Source organism: Mesorhizobium marinum, from assembly GCF_040813675.1.
Taxonomy (GTDB): Bacteria; Pseudomonadota; Alphaproteobacteria; order Rhizobiales; family Rhizobiaceae; genus Mesorhizobium_K; species Mesorhizobium_K marinum.
In genome coordinates this window covers 54,963-68,109 of the sequence record NZ_JBFOCI010000001.1, presented here as the reverse complement: position 1 = coordinate 68,109, position 13,147 = coordinate 54,963, and the positions used below count along the sequence as shown (strand labels likewise).

Annotated in this window: 13 protein-coding genes; 7 read left to right on the top strand and 6 right to left on the bottom strand. The window is 65.5% G+C overall.

The window, feature by feature from the left end; all coding sequences use genetic code 11:
• Positions 1 to 9 precede the first annotated feature (9 nt).
• The 4 genes from ABUE31_RS00295 (at position 10) to ABUE31_RS00280 (ending at position 4,615) form a co-directional block, all read left to right on the top strand.
• Positions 10 to 1,839 carry a M3 family oligoendopeptidase gene (locus ABUE31_RS00295; RefSeq protein ID WP_367721474.1) on the top strand — a complete coding sequence of 610 codons (1,830 nt, stop codon included), beginning with the start codon at positions 10 to 12 and terminating at the stop codon, positions 1,837 to 1,839.
• Positions 1,840 to 1,873: 34 nt separating this feature from the next.
• Positions 1,874 to 3,016 (top strand): aminodeoxychorismate synthase component I, encoded by a 1,143-nt coding sequence (locus ABUE31_RS00290; RefSeq protein WP_367722488.1) that lies wholly within the window; start codon positions 1,874 to 1,876, stop codon positions 3,014 to 3,016.
• Complete coding sequence (locus tag ABUE31_RS00285; protein WP_367721473.1) at positions 2,965 to 3,624, top strand: aminotransferase class IV family protein; 660 nt, start codon at positions 2,965 to 2,967, stop codon at positions 3,622 to 3,624. Before ABUE31_RS00290 ends, ABUE31_RS00285 begins: the two co-directional genes overlap by 52 nt.
• A gap of 64 nt (positions 3,625 to 3,688) precedes the next feature.
• Positions 3,689 to 4,615 (top strand): heme-dependent oxidative N-demethylase family protein, encoded by a 927-nt coding sequence (locus ABUE31_RS00280; RefSeq protein WP_367721472.1) that lies wholly within the window; start codon positions 3,689 to 3,691, stop codon positions 4,613 to 4,615.
• 6 nt (positions 4,616 to 4,621) lie between these two features.
• Here the strand turns inward: ABUE31_RS00280 and ABUE31_RS00275 are convergent, their stop codons facing one another.
• From ABUE31_RS00275 to ABUE31_RS00260, 4 genes are all read right to left on the bottom strand, one after another.
• A complete protein-coding gene (locus tag ABUE31_RS00275) occupies positions 4,622 to 5,491 on the bottom strand; it encodes a sigma-70 family RNA polymerase sigma factor (RefSeq protein WP_367721471.1) in 870 nt (289 codons plus the stop codon).
• Positions 5,491 to 5,949 carry a carboxymuconolactone decarboxylase family protein gene (locus tag ABUE31_RS00270; RefSeq protein WP_367721470.1) on the bottom strand — a complete coding sequence of 153 codons (459 nt, stop codon included), beginning with the start codon at positions 5,947 to 5,949 and terminating at the stop codon, positions 5,491 to 5,493. Before ABUE31_RS00270 ends, ABUE31_RS00275 begins: the two co-directional genes overlap by 1 nt.
• A 118-nt stretch (positions 5,950 to 6,067) precedes the next feature.
• Positions 6,068 to 7,906 carry a dihydroxy-acid dehydratase gene (ilvD, locus tag ABUE31_RS00265; protein ID WP_367721469.1) on the bottom strand — a complete coding sequence of 613 codons (1,839 nt, stop codon included), beginning with the start codon at positions 7,904 to 7,906 and terminating at the stop codon, positions 6,068 to 6,070.
• A 164-nt stretch (positions 7,907 to 8,070) separates the two neighbouring features.
• Positions 8,071 to 8,775: a TetR/AcrR family transcriptional regulator gene (locus tag ABUE31_RS00260; RefSeq protein ID WP_367721468.1), complete on the bottom strand. Its 705-nt coding sequence runs from the start codon at positions 8,773 to 8,775 to the stop codon at positions 8,071 to 8,073.
• 174 nt (positions 8,776 to 8,949) lie between these two features.
• Between ABUE31_RS00260 and ABUE31_RS00255 the strand changes: the two genes are divergently transcribed.
• The gene (locus tag ABUE31_RS00255; protein WP_367721467.1) at positions 8,950 to 9,432 is read left to right on the top strand and encodes a RidA family protein; all 483 of its coding nucleotides are present in this window, start codon (positions 8,950 to 8,952) and stop codon (positions 9,430 to 9,432) included.
• A 40-nt stretch (positions 9,433 to 9,472) separates the two neighbouring features.
• On the opposite strand, the gene ABUE31_RS00250 is transcribed toward ABUE31_RS00255, so the two are convergent.
• Positions 9,473 to 9,910, bottom strand: a complete 438-nt coding sequence (locus ABUE31_RS00250) for a hypothetical protein (RefSeq protein ID WP_367721466.1) — start codon at positions 9,908 to 9,910, stop codon at positions 9,473 to 9,475.
• A gap of 73 nt (positions 9,911 to 9,983) precedes the next feature.
• Positions 9,984 to 10,313 (bottom strand): MoaF-related domain-containing protein, encoded by a 330-nt coding sequence (locus ABUE31_RS00245; protein ID WP_367721465.1) that lies wholly within the window; start codon positions 10,311 to 10,313, stop codon positions 9,984 to 9,986.
• Between the two features lie 203 nt (positions 10,314 to 10,516).
• On the opposite strand from ABUE31_RS00245, the gene ABUE31_RS00240 reads away from it, so the two are divergent.
• On the top strand, positions 10,517 to 11,557 hold the full coding sequence (locus tag ABUE31_RS00240; RefSeq protein WP_367721464.1) for a LacI family DNA-binding transcriptional regulator: 1,041 nt from the start codon (positions 10,517 to 10,519) through the stop codon (positions 11,555 to 11,557).
• 116 nt (positions 11,558 to 11,673) lie between these two features.
• On the top strand, positions 11,674 to 13,119 hold the full coding sequence (locus ABUE31_RS00235) for a homospermidine synthase (protein WP_367721463.1): 1,446 nt from the start codon (positions 11,674 to 11,676) through the stop codon (positions 13,117 to 13,119).
• Positions 13,120 to 13,147: the final 28 nt, after the last annotated feature.

Genomic DNA, 13,147 nt, shown 5'->3' with positions numbered 1-13,147 from the left:
GGCGATCGGATGCGGAAGTTCTCAGCGCAAGGCAAGGGCGGCGCGGCGAACCCGGGCAAGGCCCTCGGCGATCTGCCGGAGTGGAACCTCGGCGATCTCTATTCGCGCATGGACGCGCCGGAACTGGCAGCCGACATCGCCCGCGCCGGAGCCGATTCGATTGCCTTCGAGGCCCGCTGGAAGGGAAAGCTCGCGGCCGAGGCACAGAAGGGCGCGGCCGGCAGCCTGGGCGTGGCGCTGCGCGACTACGAAGCGCTGGAGGAACTGATCGGCCGCATCGCCTCCTATGCGGGCCTCGTCTATGCCGGAGACACCTCGGATCCGCAGCGCGCCAAGCTCTACGGCGACGTCCAGCAGAAGATGACCGACGCGTCGGCGCATCTGCTCTTCTTTGCGCTGGAGCTCAATCTTATCGACGACGCGCTTATTGAACAGGCGCTCGCGTCAGACCCGCTGTTCGGCCACTACAGGCCGTGGGTGATCGACCTCAGGAAAGACAAGCCCTACCAGCTGGAAGACCGTATCGAGCAGCTGTTTCACGAGAAGTCGGTGACCGGGCGCGGCGCCTGGAATCGCCTGTTCGACGAGACCATGACCGAACTGCGCTTCGATGTCGGCGGCGAGGAGATGCTGCTGGAGCCGACGCTCAACCGGCTTCAGGATGCCGACGGCAAGGTAAGGCAGCAGGCGTCCGAGGCTCTGGCCGCCACGTTCCGCAAGAACTTGCGCACCTTCACCCTGATCACCAACACGCTGGCCAAGGACAAGGAAATCTCCGATCGCTGGCGCGGTTTCAAGGACATCGCCGATTCCAGGCACCTCGCCAACCGCGTGGAGAAGGAGGTCGTGGATGCGCTGGCCGATGCCGTCCGCGACGCCTATCCGCGCCTGTCGCACCGCTACTATGCCATGAAGGCGCGCTGGCTCGGCATGGACGCGATGAACCACTGGGACCGCAACGCGCCGCTGCCGGAAACGCCGCAGGCAACGATCGGATGGGACGAAGCGAAGAACACGGTGCTTTCGGCCTACCAGGATTTCTCGCCGGACATGGCGGAGATCGCGAGGCATTTCTTCGACCGCGGCTGGATCGACGCTCCGGTGCGTCCCGGCAAGGCGCCGGGCGCCTTCGCGCACCCGACGGTGCCGTCGGTGCACCCCTACGTCATGCTGAACTACATGGGCAAGCCGCGCGACGTGATGACGCTGGCGCACGAGCTCGGCCATGGCGTCCACCAGGTACTTGCCGGCGCGCAGGGCGCCTTGATGGCGTCGACCCCGCTGACGCTTGCCGAGACGGCCTCGGTTTTCGGCGAGATGCTGACCTTCCGGTCGCTGCTCGACCGCACGTCGGACCGGCGCGAGCGCAAGGCAATGCTCGCCCAGAAGGTCGAGGACATGATCAACACGGTGGTGCGCCAGATCGCCTTCTACGAGTTCGAGCGCAAGATCCACACCGAGCGCAGGAACGGCGAGCTGACGTCCGACAAGATCGGCGAGTTCTGGCTGGAAGTGCAGGCCGAAAGCCTCGGGCCGGCGATCCGGCTGCGCGAAGGATACGAGACGTTCTGGACCTACATCCCCCACTTCATCCACTCGCCCTTCTACGTCTACGCCTACGCCTTCGGCGACTGCCTGGTGAACTCGCTCTACGCGGTCTACCAGAACGCCGAACGCGGCTTCCAGGCGAAGTATTTCGAGATGCTGAAGGCCGGCGGCACCAAGCATCACTCGGAGCTGCTGAAGCCGTTCGGGCTCGACGCCTCGGACCCGAAGTTCTGGCAGGTGGGTCTCGGCGTGATCGGCGGGCTGATCGACGAACTCGAAGCGCTGGACTAGGCGTCCGAGCTCGAGCCGCGGAACCGCGCCGGTGCTGAAATCCCCCTTTATCCTCTTTCGCGACGACTTCTCCGGCGACGAGGTTCTGTTCGACCGGCCCCGCAAGATCATCGTCGCCGACAGGGTCGAGGAGTTCGAACCGGCACTCGCAGCCGCGCAGCGGGCGCATGGGCAGGGAAAATGGCTGGCCGGCTATTTTTCGTACGAGGCGGGCTACCTTTTGGAGCCCAAGCTCGCGCCGATCGTACCCGGCAACCGGCGCACGCCCCTGATGGTTATGGGCGTGTTTGACGGTCCGGCCGAAGTGCCCCTGCCCCGCGACCGGTCCGGCAGCGACGGCCCGATCTTCGGCGTCAGGGCGACCTGGTCGTTCGACGACTACAAGCTGCGTTTCGACCGCGTGCACCGGCATCTGCGAGAAGGAGACTGCTACCAGGCGAACCTGACCTTCCCGGTCGAGGCGAACTGGACCGGTGATCCCTTGTCGGCCTTCGACGCGCTGGTCGAACGACAGGCCGTCAAGTACGGCGCGCTGGTCGACCTCGGCGGGCCGGTCATCCTGTCGCGCTCGCCCGAACTGTTCTTCGAGATCGACGAAGAGGGCTGGATCGAGACGCACCCGATGAAGGGCACCGCCCCGAGGGGCGCCACGGCCACCGAGGACGAGGAGCTCAAGCGCTTCCTCGCCAACGACCCAAAGAACCAGGCCGAGAACCGGATGATCGTCGACCTGCTCAGGAACGACATCTCGCTGATCTCGGAGGTCGGCACGCTCGACGTGCCGGAACTCTTCCGCATCGAGAGTTTCGCGACCGTTCACCAGATGGTCAGCAAGGTGCGCGCGAAACTCCTGCCCGGGCTCTCGATCCGCGACGTGTTCGCAGCCCTGTTCCCCTGCGGCTCGATCACCGGCGCGCCGAAGATCCGGGCCATGGAAATCCTGCGCGAACTGGAGACCGCGCCGCGCAACGCCTATTGCGGCGCGATCGGCTGGATAGCGCCGGGCGGGCGCATGCGCTTCAACGTCGCCATCCGCACGATCACGCTCTTTCCCGACGGCGAGGCCGTCTACAATGTCGGTGGCGGCGTGGTGTTCGATTCGACGGCCGAGGAGGAATATGCCGAATGCCTGCTGAAGGCACGCTACGCGACGGGACGGCCGCCGGCTTCGAACTGATCGAGACGATGCGCTGGGAGCCCGATGCGGGGTTCGTCAGGCTGGGTCTGCATCTCGGCCGGCTGCTCGCCTCGGCGCATGCGCTCGGTTTCGCCGCCGATGCGGACGCTGTCGCAAAGGCGCTGCGGCAATGCGAAGGCGCACGCACGCCGCTCAGGGTGCGACTGGCGCTGGCAAGGGATGGCGAGGTCAATGTTGCCACTGCGCCGTTCGTGCCATTGCCGGCGGGCACGGAATGGACGTTGCGCATCGCGCGGGCACGCTCGGACTCGGCCGATCCGCTGCTTCGCCACAAGACCACGCGCCGGCAGGGCTACGAGGCCGCACGCTCGGAGTTTTCCCACGAGGAGGCCGATGAGGTGCTGCTACTCAACGAACGCGGCGAGGCCTGCGAGGGCGCGATCACCAATCTCTTCATCGACATCGGCGAACCCGTTCTGGCGACGCCTGCGCTCGGCTGCGGCCTGCTGCCCGGCGTCCTGCGTGGAGAAATGATCGAGCAGGGCCTTGCGAAGGAAGCCATCCTGACGCCGGCAGACCTCCGCGCAGCCAGGGCCGTCCATGTCGGCAACTCGTTGCGGGGCCTGATCCGGGCGCGGCTGGCCTAGCAGTCGGTCGTTGCAGCATCCGGGTCGACACGCTATCGCGATAGACGAGCAAGGCAGGTCCGCCGTGAACCAACACCCTATCCACACGCCATATGACGGCTCATCGAAGCTGTTCACCATCGGGTTGAGGCCGCTCGACCTCGCAACCTGGATCGAGATCGACGACAGCTTCGACTTCCAGCTCGCCGAGAAGCGGCGCATCCATGCCGACTATCCGGACAAGGTGTTCGTCGCCGAACTGGGCACGGAGAGCGCGCAGGCCGAAGTGCTCGGCCTGCTGGCGGACCATCTGGCGCAGCGCTACCCGCACCGCTACCGGCGCGACGGCGCGCGCCTCATCGTCGCCGGCCAGCCGGAACTGGACGATGTGCTAGCTGGCGACCTGCCAGCGCTACACAAGGCCTCCCTGCTCGTCCAGGAGGATCTCATCCTGATGCGGCGCGACGAAAAGGGCTGGCGGCTCGCCGCTGGTGCCCTGTGCTTTCCCTCATCGTGGAAGCTCACGGAAAAATTCGGCAAGGCGATATCGGCGATCCACGATCCGGTCCCGGGTTTCGGCCCGGGCACCCGCAACGCCGGCCTGATCGACCGCATGTTCGACAAGCTGCAGGTGGCGCAGCCGGTGGAGCGCTTCAACTGGTCGATCCAGGCGGGCGACGCGCTTTATCACCCGCTGTCGAACGTAGAGCGCATCGACCGCGCCACCGGCCGGCCTGTCCGTTTTCCCGACGTGAAGGCGGCGGCCCGTGCGTTCATCCGCGTCGAGCGGCAGACGCTCAGGAAGCTGCCCGTCTCGAACGACATCCTGTTCACCATCCGCATCCATCTCGACCCGCTGCGCCTCCTGGAGGGGCGGCCGGATCGCGCAGCGCTGGCCGCCTCCTTCGCCGGCCAGATCCTGGCGCTCGAGCAGGAGCAGCTCGACTACAAGGGCCTCACCGCCGATCGCGACCGGCTCATCGAGGCGCTGCGCTCGATCGAGCGGTCCTGATCCGGCTCAGTTCAGCGCGCGCTCGACATGCCTCAGCTTGTCGGGATTGCGCATGATGTAGATGCCGGCGATCTTGCCGTCGCGGATGTCGAGCGCGGTGGTCTGCAGCGTGTCATCGCCCTCCATCGAGACAAAACCAGGCAGTCCATTGATGACCGCGTAGCGCAGGAATGTCGATCCTTTCTGGGCGAACAGGCGGGCAAGACCGCCATGCAGCTTCATGACGTCCTCGATGCCGAAGATCGGTCGCATCGCCGCGCGTTTCTTGCCGCCGCCGTCGGAATGGACGGAGACGTCGGCGGCGAGCATGGCCGACAGCGCGGCCGTATCGCCGGTGCGCGACGCGCGAAAGAATGCGTCGACGATCTCCGCCCCCTTTTCCTTCGGCAGGTCGAAGCGGGGCCGGTCCGCACGCACATGGCTGCGTGCCCGGGCCGCGAGCTGCCGGCAGGCGGCGGCGTCACGGCCGAGCGTTTCGGCGACTTCCTCGAAAGCGACGCCGAAAACGTCGTGCAGGATGAAGGCGGCGCGCTCCAGCGGCGACAGCCGCTCCAGCGCCATCATCAACGGCAGAGTCACGTCGTCGGGCTCGTCGTCGCCGCTGTCCACCACCGGTTCCGGAAGCCATTCGCCCGGATAGATCTCGCGATGCCTGCGCGCCGCTTTCAACTGGTCGAGGCAGAGGCGCGTGACGGTGCGGCGCAGGAAGCTCTCTGGATGCCGCACCGCCGACCGGTCTGTCGCCATCCAGCGCAGGAACGCGTCCTGGACGACGTCCTCTGCGTCGGCGACCGAACCCAGCATGCGATAGGCGATCCGCGCAAGCTTGGGTCGTAGCGGATCGAACGCGACCGCGGGGTTCGGATCGCCTTCCATCACGCAGCCTTGCGCTGCTGCGAGATGGGCGGCACCTGGAAGCCGACGCCGATCCGGTTGAAGCTGTTGATGACGCCGATGAGAAGGGTCAGCGCGACCTGCTCCTTTTCGCTGAAATTCGCCTGCACGGCGTCGTAGATGTCGTCGGGCGCGCCCTTCTCCGACAGGCGCGTCAGCGCTTCCGTCCAGGCGAGAGCGGCTTTCTCGCGCTCGTTGTAGAGCGTCGTCTCGCGCCAGGCCGACAGCATCAGCACGCGCTCCTCCGTCTCGCCTTCCTTGCGCGCCTCCCTGGAGTGCATGTCGAGGCAGACGCCGCATCCGTTGATCTGGGACGCGCGGATCTTCACCAGTTCCATCAGGCTCTTTTCCAGCCCGTAGCCCTGCACGGTCACGCCAAGGTCGATCAGCGGCCTAACCAGCGCATGGTTGTTCAGGTAGGGGTTCATTCTGGCGGACATCGTCATCTCCTTTCAGACGGTTGCGGAGACAAGACGAGACGGCGATGCCGGATGTGACGCGGGCCGGAGAATTTTTCCCCGGCCCGTGCAGATTTTTCGCGAAGGCCCGTCCGGCGGATCACTCCTCCGGAACGATCCGCACCGCGCCCCGGTCGGCGCTGGTGGCGAAGGCAGCATAGGCGCGCAGCGCGGTGGTGACGTTGCGCTTGCGCTTCTCGACCGGCTTCCAGCCCTTCTTGTCCTGTTCGACGCGGCGGCTGGCCAGTTCGTCGTCGGCAACCTTGAGGTTCACCGTTCGGTTCGGGATGTCGAACTCGACGATGTCGCCGTCGCGCACCAGGCCGATCGCGCCGCCGTTCGCCGCTTCCGGAGACACATGGCCGACCGAGAGGCCGGAGGTGGCGCCGGAGAAGCGGCCATCGGTGATAAGCGCGCAGACCTTGCCCAGGCCCTTCGACTTCAGGTAGCTGGTCGGATAGAGCATCTCCTGCATGCCCGGGCCACCCTTCGGACCCTCGTAGCGGATCACCACGACGTCGCCAGCGACGACATGGTTGCTGAGGATCGCCTTGACGGCCGCGTCCTGGCTTTCGAAGACCTTGGCCGGACCGGCGAATTTCAGGATCGACTCATCAACGCCGGCGGTCTTCACCACGCAGCCGTCGGCGGCGATGTTGCCCTTCAGGACCGCAAGCCCGCCATCCCTCGAGAACGGGTGCTCGGCGGAACGGATGACGCCCTTTTCGCGGTCGAGGTCGAGGTCGTCCCAGCGGCGTTCCTGACTGAACGCGGTCTGCGTCGGCACGCCGCCCGGCGCGGCCAGGAAGAACTCGCGTACCTTGTTGTTGCGCGTCTGGGCAATGTCCCAGTTGGCGATCGCCTCGCCGATCGTGGCGGTATGCACGGTCGGCTGCTCACGGTTGATCAGGCCGGCGCGGTCGAGTTCGCCGAGGATCGCCATGATGCCGCCGGCGCGGTGCACGTCTTCCATGTGCACGTCCGACTTGGCGGGCGCGACCTTGCACAGCACCGGCACCTTGCGCGACAGGACGTCGATATCGTCCTGGGTGAAATCCACATCGCCCTCGTATGCGGCGGCCAGGATGTGCAGCACCGTGTTGGTCGAGCCGCCCATGGCGATGTCGAGCGCCATGGCGTTTTCGAATGACTTCTTCGACGCGACATTGCGCGGCAGAACGCTGGCGTCCTCCTGTTCGTACCAGCGCTGGCACAGGTCGACGACCAGGTGACCGGCCTCGACGAACAGCCGGCGCCGGTCGGCGTGGGTGGCGAGCGTCGAGCCGTTGCCGGGCAGCGACAGGCCGAGCGCCTCGGTCAGGCAGTTCATCGAATTCGCGGTGAACATGCCCGAGCACGAGCCGCAGGTCGGACATGCGGAGCGCTCGATGACCTTGACGTCCTCGTCGGAAACGCGGTCGTCGGCGGCCGCCACCATGGCGTCGACCAGGTCGAGCGCCTGCGCCTTGCCCTGGAGCACCACCTTGCCGGCCTCCATCGGCCCGCCGGAAACGAACACGGCGGGAATGTTGAGCCGCATCGCCGCCATCAGCATTCCGGGCGTGATCTTGTCGCAGTTCGAGATGCAGACCATCGCGTCGGCGCAGTGCGCATTGACCATGTATTCGACCGAATCCGCGATCACCTCGCGCGACGGCAGCGAATAGAGCATGCCGTCGTGGCCCATGGCGATGCCGTCGTCGACGGCGATGGTGTTGAACTCCTTGGCGACGCCGCCGGCCGCCTCGATCTCGCGCGCGACCAGCTGTCCGAGATCCTTGAGGTGCACGTGACCGGGCACGAACTGCGTGAACGAGTTCACCACGGCGATGATCGGCTTGCCGAAATCGCTGTCCTTCATGCCGGTTGCGCGCCAGAGGCCGCGCGCGCCGGCCATGTTGCGGCCGTGGGTGGTGGTACGGGAACGATAGGCAGGCATGGCGTTTCCTCGAAATGCGGCGGCCCGTCACGCGGGCCATCTCAGGCCAGCGTAATTAATACGAAACGGCAAGCCCGGCAACCAAAAACCGTACCGTACCGTACGGTACGGTTCACGGTCTCGATAGCTTGCGCTTTGCCGAGACTATCGTCGCCCCGCTGCGTTCAGCCTTTTCTTGACGAGAGCCCGTCAAGCAGAAGATCGAGCCCCTTTCGGAAAACCCCGTCCCAGTCGTCCTCCAGCAGCAGACGGGAGCGTTCGATCGTCGGGTAGCGCTCGCCGAACTCCGCAAGGCGAATCTGTGCGGCATTCCTGTCGTCGTCCGAACGATCGAAATTGCCGCGGGTTATGGTGGCGCCCATGACGTGGTTCCATACCGACCAGGTTGCGGCGTTCAGATCCGCGTCGGCGACGCCGGCCCTGGACAGGGCCCTGCTCAGCAGTTCAAGGCGATTGAGCATGTTCGGACCAAGCGCCAGGCGCGGTAGCAGCAGGGCCGACCAAGGATGGCGCAGCATGCTTGCGCGCCAGTCTTCGAGCATATGCACGACATCGTCGCGCCAGCTTTCGGTTTCGCCCACATGCTGCGGCGCGCGGTATTCGAGCACCGCGTCGAGCGCCAGGCCGAACACCTCCTCCTTGTTGTCCACGTGCCAGTAGAGGCTCATCGCACCCGCTTCGAGGTGATCGGCCAATCGACGCATCGTCAATCCACCGACTCCTTGGGCGTCCAGCAGCTCCACCGAGGCAGCCACGATACGCTCCAGGGACAGCGGCATCTCGCTGCTCTTGTCGTCGACGGACGGGCCTGCCTTTCGCGTCCGCCGGGATCTTTTGCCCTGAGTTCCGGTGGGCTTGGCTGCTGCCATCTAGGCTCCTCGATGTTGGACGGCGACGATCAATGCCGACAAAGCCAATTGACTCGTACGTCGTACGATGCAATCTAATCGTACGTCGTACGAGTCTTAAGGTGAAATCGTTCGTCATTCAACCATGCCGGCCGAGAGGTTCCTCTGGCGGTCGGCGAAGCCACGAGAAAACTCATGTCACGGACACTCAAGCAACTGCTTATGGGAGGAATACTCATCATGACCAATGGCGTCCCCGCGGTAGCCGCAGCCGGCGATCTCAAGCCGGCGATCGTCAATCCGCAGAACCTCTACGACCCGACGCCGAACGGCTACAGCACGGCGGCGGTCGTGCCGGCCGGGGCAAGGGTGGCGTACATCTCGGGACAGGGCGGCCAGGACGCCAACGGCGCCCTGTCTCCCGATTTCGCGGCCCAGGTAAAGCAGGCCTACGCAAATCTGGGCGCAGCCCTTGATGCGCTCGGCGCAAAGCCGGAGCAGGTCGCCAAGCTGACCATCTTCGTGGTCGACCACGACATGTCGAAGCTCGGCGTGCTGACCGAGAACGTCAAGGCTATGTTCGGAACCTCGCTGCCGGCGCAGACCTTGGTGCCCGTGCCGAAACTCGCGATCGACCCTATGCTCTTCGAGGTAGAAGCCGTTGTCGTGGTGGAGTGATGCGAGCGGAATGCCGGTGCTCCCACCGGCATTCCGGCCATCAGATCGATATCAGGCCTAGAATCAGGATGGTCGTCATCGCCGTGAAGGCGGTGACGTTCACGTCCCATTTGCCGCCTCCGATGGGCGCCTTGAACGGCAGATAGCCGTTCTCATCGTAGAGCAGTCCGCCATAGACCGGACGCGCAAAGAGCGCGGCAAAGAAGCCGCCATACATCGCGATGCCCAGCAGTCCTGCCAGGTACAGCCGTTCGGTCTGCATCGGCCCGCCGATCCAGATCAGGCCGAGCGAGATCAGCCCGACGCCGGCATAGCTCAGGACCTGCCAGACCACGTGGAAACGGGCATGCGGCGTCCACCGGGGGTTGGTGGCATGGGTGGCGTTGAAGTCGGCCTTGACCGTGACGAGGCCGTAGCCGAGCGTCGCGATGCTGAGCAGGATCCTGGCAATCAGGTGGCTTTCATAGGCGAAGGTCATCGTGTCCTCCCCTGGGAGCGTGATCGGTGGTCGTCTCGCAGCTTTCGGCGCCAGTCTGCCGGCACAGCCATTGTCAGCCTGCCGGAACGCGCCGCAGCATGCCCTCCGCGCGGAACACCTGGCCGTCGGCAAGCCGGGCATGGTTGTGGACGATGCGGTTCGCATGATCCTGCACCTGGACAATGAAGTTGCCGTTGTCCTCGACCCAACTCACCAGGAACACTTCGGGGCGCAGGTCCTCGATTTCGGCCTTCACGACCTGGTCGATGTCGATATCGCCGAGCTTTGCCTGGATCCTCAGGTCGCGCCCAGGGCCGAATGTCAGGCGCGGAACGAAGGCGCCGAAGTCGCAATCGAACGCTTGCCCGACCAGGGCTTCGGAAGCGTGGTGTGCAGATGCCATGATTTCCTCCTCGTGCAGGGAGCCTGACGGCTTTGCGATCAAACTGAAGCAGGAAGCATGCACTGATGGCGGGCACCCGAAATTGCAGAGAATCGGCAATTGGAGCGCTCCAAACAATCTAGTCCGCAAAATGCCGCCTGGTCAAGAAAATTCTTGGAGCGCTCCAATTATTCGCGTAGGACGGTGCCCATGAGAGGTGACGAATGCCGACGCTAGACGATGTCGGACGCGCTGCCGGCGTCTCGCGCGGTACGGTCTCCAACGTCTTCAACCGTCCCGAACTGGTCCGTCCCGAGTTGCGCGAGCGCGTCGAGGCGGCCGCGCGGGCGCTCGGCTATGGCGGCCCGGATCCCAGGGGCAGGCTGCTCAAGGAAGGAAAATTCAACGCCATCGGCTTCATGCCGCCCGGCGCCTATCCGATCGCCGAGGTCATCCGCAGCCCCTATGGACGCGAACTCGTTCTCGGGGCGGCGCAGGCCTGCGATGCGGCCGGCGCGACGCTCAGCCTCGTCAACGGAACCGACGACACACGCATTGCCAGCATACGCGAGGCGCTCGTCGACGGCTTCATCCTCGGCCACAGCGCGGACATCGACCTGGTGTCCTCGGCAAAGCGGCGGCGGCTGCCCTTCGTCATCGTCGAAAGCGATGCCGGCCCCGACGTCAACTCGATCCGCACCGACGGGAGAAAGGGCGCGCTTGCCGTGATCCGCCACCTGACTGGGCTGGGGCACCGAAACTTCGCGATCCTTTCGATCCGCCGCACGGCGGGTCCGGCGATCGTGCACATGCCGGGCGAGACGGAAAGGGCGCTGGCGTCCGGCTTCGCCCTCGATCATGAACGGCTCGGCGGCTTTGCCGATGCGCTGGCCGAGGCCGGTCTCTCCATAGGCCGGATGCCCATCATCGAGACGACGCCCGGCGACCCCGACGCCGGCGCTGTGGTGTTCGACCAGTGCGGCGATGCGACGGCGATCGTCGCCATGTCCGACTGGCAGGCGATCACAGTGCTCGACGAGGCGCTGCGGCGCGGCATCCACGTTCCGGGCACGGTTTCGGTCACCGGCTTCGACGGTACGGCAGAGTCGGCGCGCACGACGCCGCCGCTGACGACGGTCGCGCAGGACATCGTCGGCAAGGGCCGCATGGCGGCGGAGATGATCCTCGCCAACGCCCCGCCTCGGCAGGTCGTGATGCCGGTTGAACTGGTCGTGCGCGGCTCGACCGCCAGGCCCCACCGATAGCGACGCAGGCCGCCGGCCGCCGGCCGCCGGCAGATTCACCGGCCTGCCCCTTTATTGTGACACGGCCTTGTGCTTTCTGCTTGGGAATTGCGCAACAAAACGGAGTGCTGCCCAAAATGGCGGAACAGAAATGGCCGGTCTACGGCGAGATAACAGGCCCCATCGTGATGATCGGATTTGGTTCGATCGGACGCGGAACCCTGCCGCTCATCGAACGCCATTTCAAATTCGACAAGTCGCGCATGATCGTCATCGACCCGAACGAGGAGAACCGCAAGCTTCTCGACGAGCGCGGCATCGGCTTCCTCAACGAGGCGGTCACCAAGAAGAACTACAAGAAGCTCCTCAGCCCGCTGCTGACCCATGGCGGCGGCCAGGCCTTCTGCGTCAACCTTTCGGTCGATACCGGCTCGGTCGACCTGATGCATCTCTGCCGCAAGCTCGGCGCGCTCTATGTCGATACCGTCGTCGAGCCGTGGCTCGGCTTCTATTTCGACGCCAAGGCCGACAATGCCAGCCGCACCAACTATGCGCTGCGCGAAACGCTGCGCGAGGAGAAGCGCAAGCACCCCGGCGGCCCGACGGCGGTCTCCACCTGTGGGGCCAATCCCGGCATGGTGTCGTGGTTCGTCAAGCGCGCGCTGCTCGACCTGGCGACCGATCTCGGCCTGAAGTTCAAGGAACCGTCGACCGATGACCGGGAAGGCTGGGCCAAGCTGATGAAGAAGGCCGGGGTCAAGGGCATCCATATCGCCGAGCGCGACACGCAGCGCACCAAGAAACCGAAGCCGCTCAACGTGTTCTGGAACACCTGGTCGGTCGAAGGCTTCATCTCGGAGGGGTTGCAGCCGGCCGAGCTCGGCTGGGGCACGCATGAGAAGTGGATGCCGAAGAACGGCCGCAAGCACAAGCACGGTTGCAAGGCGGCGATCTTCCTCGAGCAGCCCGGCGCCAACACCCGCGTCAGGACCTGGTGCCCGACGCCCGGCGCGCAATACGGCTTCCTGGTCACGCACAACGAAGCGATCTCGATCTCCGATTTCTTCACCGTGCGCGACAAGGACGGCAAGGTGAGCTACCGGCCGACCTGCCACTATGCCTACCACCCCGCCAACGACGCCGTCCTGTCGCTGCACGAGATGTTCGGCGCGGCGGGCAAGGCGCAGCCGGTCCATCACGTGCTCGACGAGAACGAACTGGTCGACGGCGTCGACGAACTCGGCGTCCTGCTCTACGGCCACAAGAAGAACGCCTACTGGTACGGTTCGCAGCTCTCGCTGGAGGAAGCGCGCAAGCTCGCCCCCTACCAGAACGCGACCGGCATGCAGGTGTCGTCGGCGGTGCTCGCCGGCATGGTGTGGGCGCTGGAGAATCCCGAGGCCGGCATCGTCGAGGCCGACGAGACCGACTTCCGGCGCTGCCTCGAGGTGCAGATGCCCTATCTCGGGCCGGTCAAGGGCTACTACACGGACTGGACGCCGCTCGACGGCCGCCCCGGCCTCTTCCCGGAGGACATCGACAAGGACGACCCCTGGCAGTTCCGCAACGTGCTCGTGCGCTGACCAGCGAAAGCCGGCAGGGCGGCCGAAC